This window comes from Fulvivirga sp. (assembly GCF_040220315.1).
Lineage (GTDB): Bacteria > Bacteroidota > Bacteroidia > Cytophagales > Cyclobacteriaceae > Fulvivirga.
Genome location: NZ_JAVJUY010000027.1, coordinates 1 through 6,157, shown reverse-complemented (window position 1 = coordinate 6,157; position 6,157 = coordinate 1). Strand labels below are relative to the sequence as shown.

Here is a 6,157-nt window from a genome sequence, read left to right as displayed (position 1 = left end):
GTATAAATCCTCTAAACTGGGTTGCCTCCTGTTCTAGACATAAGCATTGGTCATGTTATAGCTTTTCTCTAGCTTATCAGCTAACAAGGTCTGTTTATACCCTTCTCCTCAAGGACCTCCTTTATTCTATTCATGCTCTTTCATTGAGAGAAATTAAAAATAACGCATTGATATGATATTATCTCATAATGTGTGATGTTATTGAAACAAGGAATACCCTTTTTCCCTTAAAATCGAGGGGACTCCTACAAATCCTTTGCTATGGGAATAATTACTCAAGAAAATTGAGAATGGAACTACGGTTCTTTTAATATGCTCATGCACGTGTTCTTTATCTCGATACTTTTTATTTCTGTCGAATTTTATGTATTTATGATATTCATCAATGACTTTATCTAACTTGATTTTTCGTGCTTTAAACGAGTCCTGGTAAAATATCAAAGTATCGATATCAATAATTGTTAAATCATGAACTTTGTCAACTGGCACACCTGAGTCCTCTAGATTTTTTATTTCTTCCTTGAACCACTTATTGATTATTACATTGAGCCCTGATAAATTGTATTGGTCATCATGAATGACAAGAATTGGATAAATCCTAATTGAAGTTTGTTTGTAAGTACTGTCGAACGGAAGTTCCCTATTTAGAATTCTTTTAATATTATTGACTAACTGAAGAACTGCTTTATTAGCTTTCTTTCCATCATGTACTTCAAAATAGAACTTCTCTTTGAAAGCTTCTTCAATTTGGTTGTAATCTCTAGAGGTTTTGACATCTACATTGATGAGGATATCTTTCGACTCAAAAAGAAAGACATAGTTTCCACGTCTAATATAGTAATCAGGTTCCGCTTCAAGTCCTGATTCTTTCATTTGACTCCCACTAAATTCGATGTATCTGCCTCCATAGGTTTCATGAAGGACATCATAAAGTAATGTTCTTTCAGAAAAATACTCACAATAGAAGCTCCGGAAATCTTTTAATTTATCTGATTTTGATAATGTTGCGTTTACATTCCTCAATAGAAAATATAGTCCCTTAAAGATTTTTTCAATCACAAATAGACCAAAAATCACCCTGTATTTGTCCTTTTCAATTTTATAGAAGGGCTTAGTTCTTAGTTTCCTAAAATCGATATCGGTGATTGGCTCATGATCTAAAACAACCAGGTTATCAAGGAATTCTATGTTTATTTTATAATCTTCATCAGCTTCAACATTTATATCCAAATGTCCTTCACCATCATTTCTAATTATTGAAATACCAAGTGGGATAATCCGCTTCAAATACTCGTCAGAGCTTTTACAATTGAATAGTTCAAGAAAGGATTGACACAATTTTGCGGTATCATTCCTGCTTTTTAAAAAGTCAAATAAATATACAGCTTTGACCAATTGACAAGTAAAAGCTTCTACGAGATCATAATTGGCAATATCGGAATATGCGAAAGATTGCGCTAGTGAAAGTCCGGCAAGTTTATATTCTGATTCAAGAGATTCTGTTGTTTTTGATGCTATATTATCCCTTTGCGTATTCAATTGATTTAGAAGAAGATAAGCTTTAAAAAGATTTACTTCAAGCTCAGCATTTGTTTGCGTATTTTCTTTACCAAGGTTTTCAAAACAAAACTCAAAAAGTTGAAGACTTGTAAGGGCATTTAAAATTAAAATTTCCCGGCTTTTATTTTTTTCTATTGTCTTGATTTTTGTGTATATGTTATTTGCCAATTTGTTATTCTCATGGCAGAAATACATCTCAAGAAATTCTTTATGATCATTGAATCTTGAGTTTTTGTTGTTAAAGCCCAAAAAATGTGCTCCAACCGTTAGCATTTTTTCTCTACTTATACCTTTCAAATATTCAGATACAGACAGAGGTTTATCATCGAATATTTCTCGATATTCGAGAATCAATTTTAGTGAAAAACCAGTATTCATTAGTTTGTCAATTTAAATTAAATTGGCTGAATCAATTCAATGATTAATAATCTGTAACAATCAAAACTCATACTTCATTTTAGACCATTCAATGTTTACTACATCCTGATCTATCCCAATCGGTTTTCCATTTTCATTTAATTTTATATTGGCATTAATTAATGGAATGTAAAACCAATCAGGATTAGGCGAATTCATTGTTATGTGAAACTCCTGAGGAATGACCCTTGGTCCAAATTGTGCACATAACAATATAACAGCTGCGCAAACTGATTCTATGGCAAAAGATAGTTTAGCATAACATAGATGTTCCTCCCGGTTATGCTTTGTCATATTATAGGCATTATACCAAGGAAGCGACTTTGATTCTTTCTTTTTATCCCATAAAGAAAAAGGGCTAACAACCTCAATTTCTGGGTAATGAATTAATTGTATCTTATAGTGGTCTAGCTTCAAAGGGTTAAGAAGCTTTATATAATCTTTAGTTGATAACCTATCGGCTTCTTTTGAATATGAATGAGCACGGAGTATAGCCTTGAAACTAGATTCAACCTCCATACAACTAAGAAGTAAAAGTTCTCTTATTTTGAATCCGAAAACATCTAAATTGGATTTCTGTGGTTCAACATATTTAAAGACATCAAGTAATCTCTCAAAAAGAAGTTCAACAGCAAGTTTGGATTTTGATACTACATCCCTGGAGCCCCCTAAGTCATCAGCGTTCAAGTTGAAATAACTACCTCGCCACATTCTTGGATAATAACATCCCGGATGGTTCTGTGCCTTAATCAATTCTCCATCATAGAGCATATTATCACCTTGATTGGTCATTTTTAATTTCGCCCATCTACCCAAATCTTCATAACCTCCTTGTGTGACATCGAATACATCAACATTTCCAAAGCAATTAAAAGAGAACTCTTTTTCTAAATCAACTGAGTGATAGAACCCTTTATTTGAGTAGAAATATCTATAAGTATTTGATAATGGATCTTCTTTAAAGAAAAAAGCGTCAAGATGCTCCTTCATTTATATAACATAGATTAATACATAGATTAATACATATCATGGGGTATAGAATCCACCATCTGCAATATACCGGAATCCCATTGTATTTGTCAAGACCGGCACACAACTCAGTGTGAAAAGATGCTAGTTAACTAAAGTATAGCTTGCTAGTATTGATTTTACTTATAGAAAGAACCCATAACATTTGCTGTTATACTACACGGCCCGGTTATTGGTATGTTCCCATCTTACTCCCACAACCATGCCTCATAGTCCTCTTGAATCTGATGCATCTGCTTACCCAAAACCTCAGTTATCAGTAATGGATCATATTCCAATGGATCCTGCAGTCGGTAGGATTCGAACATTTTTGATAACTCGCCTTGCTCCTGCAGGTAAAGTGCAAAACTCCGGGCCAGGGAAGCTTTGATCAGGGAGTTATCCATCTGATCATCATAGGTAAAGAATTTTTCCCAGCCCATTTTCATAATCCGTTCCAGACTGGGATTGAAATTACCTCTGATTTGACCCAGTGCCACTTCTCTCCATGCCCTATTTCCCAGAATCTGTCCATCTGCCTGGATAGTACTCACTTCATACAACGCCGGTACACCCTCCGAGATCCATGGAGGCAGGAACGGGGTGTTCTGGTTGATCAGGATATGCAGCAATTCGTGTTTAAGTGTTCCCCCATTTAGACCTGGATCATAGGCCACCATGCTGTAGTCACGCATTTCGGAATAGCCAATCAGAGAATAGCTAATCTCGAGACCGTGTAGTTTTTCTCCAAGTGAGATAAATCCATCCCTATCAGTGGAAATGTAAACGGTAATTGGATGTTCAGGCATTGGAAACTCATAGAAATTCACAAAGAATTGACACGCGGCTTCCAGGGTTTCGGCCACACGCCTGGCTCCGGTAGCATAATTAGCGCCCTCTACGAATACCATAAAATTTTGTGTCGAGGCTATGCTGTAGGCGTCCAATTGTGAGGCAGCGGCCAACCGACTGGTATCTTTCTCCGCTGCTGCTTGCAAGCGTGACGTATATTCAGCAGAGTCAATCTTACGCGCTACACGGGTTTGATCAAATTCAGAACTCATTCCAAAGAACTCCTTACCGCTTACGATAGCAGGTGTAGCAATCGTGAGTGATGCCAGGGCGCCGTAGTTATTGGTCTGCGCTAAAGTATGTGGTGACCCGCAATTGTCAATGGATGACTTAATATAGTTCTTCAGATCCTGCGATGTGATCCAGTAGGCGCGTAACATCCAATTGAAGTAGGCACGTCCATCATTTGGCTGGTTATTTCCGCAGTAGCATATGGCTTTAAGTAGATCCAATTCAAAGACATCACTGCCGGCTGCAGGACGTCGGCTGTTGATTTCTGCAAGGGCGACGTCGTATTTTTTACTCACCCATATCTGGGATTTAATATCATCCAGCCAGGCCTGACCATTGACAGAACCGGATAGAAAGACTAAAAAGATGATTGCACAATAGATCTTTTTCATGGTTTGGTTTTTTAGTTACCTGAAGGATCAGGAGGCGGTTCGGCTCCCTTCTTGAGTACGGGTTTATCCTGTTTAATCATGGTGGAATCATAAGGCTGAATAAAGCCTGTGGGAGACACTCCCAGACTATTCATATATACCGAGCTGTCCTGCACTTTGATCTCACGCTGATAGGCAAAGCTGAAGATCAGCAGCACTACTCCCAAAAAGGCCAGCAGTAGTCCGGGAGAGGTGGAGCGGAACAGTATTCGACCAAAGAACTTGCTTTCTACGTCGATCTCTGACTCTTTGTCACTGATACGGCCCAGCACAAAGATGGCCCCGATGGTCACCATGATAATCCCGATAAAAAAGCTCAGGTATTGGATCCACATCCGTGAGATTAAAAGCACATGCGCCTGGTGATATCGCTGGTTGATGGCATAGATCTCAATCTCTGAAATCGTGAGCCATTTGATAGCCTCAAGATTCGGATCAGCTGCTACAAACTCCCTTACCGTAGGATCCATCGTAATATTCTCGTAGGTATAGATCCGCTGGCTGAGCCAGATCAGTTGGGCGCTGGAAATCACAATAAAGATCAGAGAAAGTACAATCAGCATGGTCTTGATGAAGGGGATCAGGTTTTCCTGGATCCGTTCATTGAACGTTCGTTTTTCTGCCATGTCTGAAGTTACAAATTCCCTACTAGTTATTCAATCATAATAGATCTGAAATTCCATACCCAATTATGGATAATTTTCAGATGACGGGTAAAATATTAATTAAACCCAGAATTGTCATTAGGGTTTTGTTATGAAGGGCTAAAGCCCGCGGTGCCTTCAAGTTCGAGCAAACTAATAAGGATATTATTATACAATCATGTACCTCTTTCCTAGCTTTCGCTGCATGTATTTCCTACTTTTGCGCCTCGAAATACAAAGCCTATGATCACAGCAAGCAATGTATCGCTTAGATATGGAAAGCGTGTTTTATTTGATGACGTCAACATTAAGTTCACCCAAGGAAATTGTTATGGGGTGATTGGTGCGAATGGCGCAGGCAAGTCCACGTTTCTGAAGATTCTTTCCGGGGATATCGACCCTAATACCGGGACCATTGCATTGGATCCTGGTAAGCGCATGGCCGTCTTGAAGCAAAATCACCATGAGTATGATAAACTATCTGTGCTAAACACGGTGATGATGGGACATACTGACCTCTGGAAGGTGATGGAGGAAAAAGATGCCATTTATGCCAAAGCAGACTTTTCACAGGCTGACGGTGTACGAGCTTCTGAGCTGGAGGCTAAGTTTGCAGAAATGGATGGGTGGAATGCAGAGTCTGATGCGGCATCCCTTTTAAGTGGATTGGGTATTAAGGAAGATGACCACCATAAGCTCATGAAAGAACTGGATGGTGCGGAGAAAGTACGCGTGCTCCTGGCACAGGCTCTTTTTGGTAATCCGGACTTGCTCATTCTGGATGAGCCAACAAACGATCTCGACATCCAAACGATATCATGGTTAGAAGATTTTCTGCTGGATTTCAAAAACACAGTGATCGTTGTTTCTCACGACAGGCATTTTCTGGATACCGTTTGTACCCACATTGCGGATATCGATTTTAGTCAAATCAAACTGTTTACCGGAAACTATTCGTTTTGGTATGAGTCCAGTCAGCTGGCTTTGCAGCAGCGCTCTTCGGCTAACAAAAAA

The 6,157-nt window shown here is 38.7% G+C and carries 5 protein-coding genes; 1 reads left to right on the top strand and 4 read right to left on the bottom strand.

The window, feature by feature from the left end:
* Positions 1 to 198: 198 nt before the first annotated feature.
* The 4 genes from RLO81_RS00935 to RLO81_RS00920 all read right to left on the bottom strand — a co-directional run bounded on the left by RLO81_RS00935 (position 199) and on the right by RLO81_RS00920 (position 5,125).
* The gene (locus tag RLO81_RS00935; protein ID WP_350105894.1) at positions 199 to 1,938 is read right to left on the bottom strand and encodes a hypothetical protein; all 1,740 of its coding nucleotides are present in this window, start codon (positions 1,936 to 1,938) and stop codon (positions 199 to 201) included.
* A gap of 60 nt (positions 1,939 to 1,998) precedes the next feature.
* Positions 1,999 to 2,967, bottom strand: a complete 969-nt coding sequence (locus RLO81_RS00930) for a hypothetical protein (protein ID WP_350105891.1) — start codon at positions 2,965 to 2,967, stop codon at positions 1,999 to 2,001.
* Between the two features lie 227 nt (positions 2,968 to 3,194).
* Positions 3,195 to 4,460 (bottom strand): hypothetical protein, encoded by a 1,266-nt coding sequence (locus RLO81_RS00925; RefSeq protein ID WP_350105888.1) that lies wholly within the window; start codon positions 4,458 to 4,460, stop codon positions 3,195 to 3,197.
* Positions 4,461 to 4,471: 11 nt separating this feature from the next.
* Positions 4,472 to 5,125 carry a hypothetical protein gene (locus tag RLO81_RS00920; RefSeq protein ID WP_350105885.1) on the bottom strand — a complete coding sequence of 218 codons (654 nt, stop codon included), beginning with the start codon at positions 5,123 to 5,125 and terminating at the stop codon, positions 4,472 to 4,474.
* A gap of 261 nt (positions 5,126 to 5,386) precedes the next feature.
* Here RLO81_RS00920 and RLO81_RS00915 point away from each other — a divergent pair.
* A partial coding sequence (locus RLO81_RS00915; protein WP_350105882.1) for an ABC-F family ATP-binding cassette domain-containing protein occupies positions 5,387 to 6,157 on the top strand: 771 nt, incomplete at its 3' end.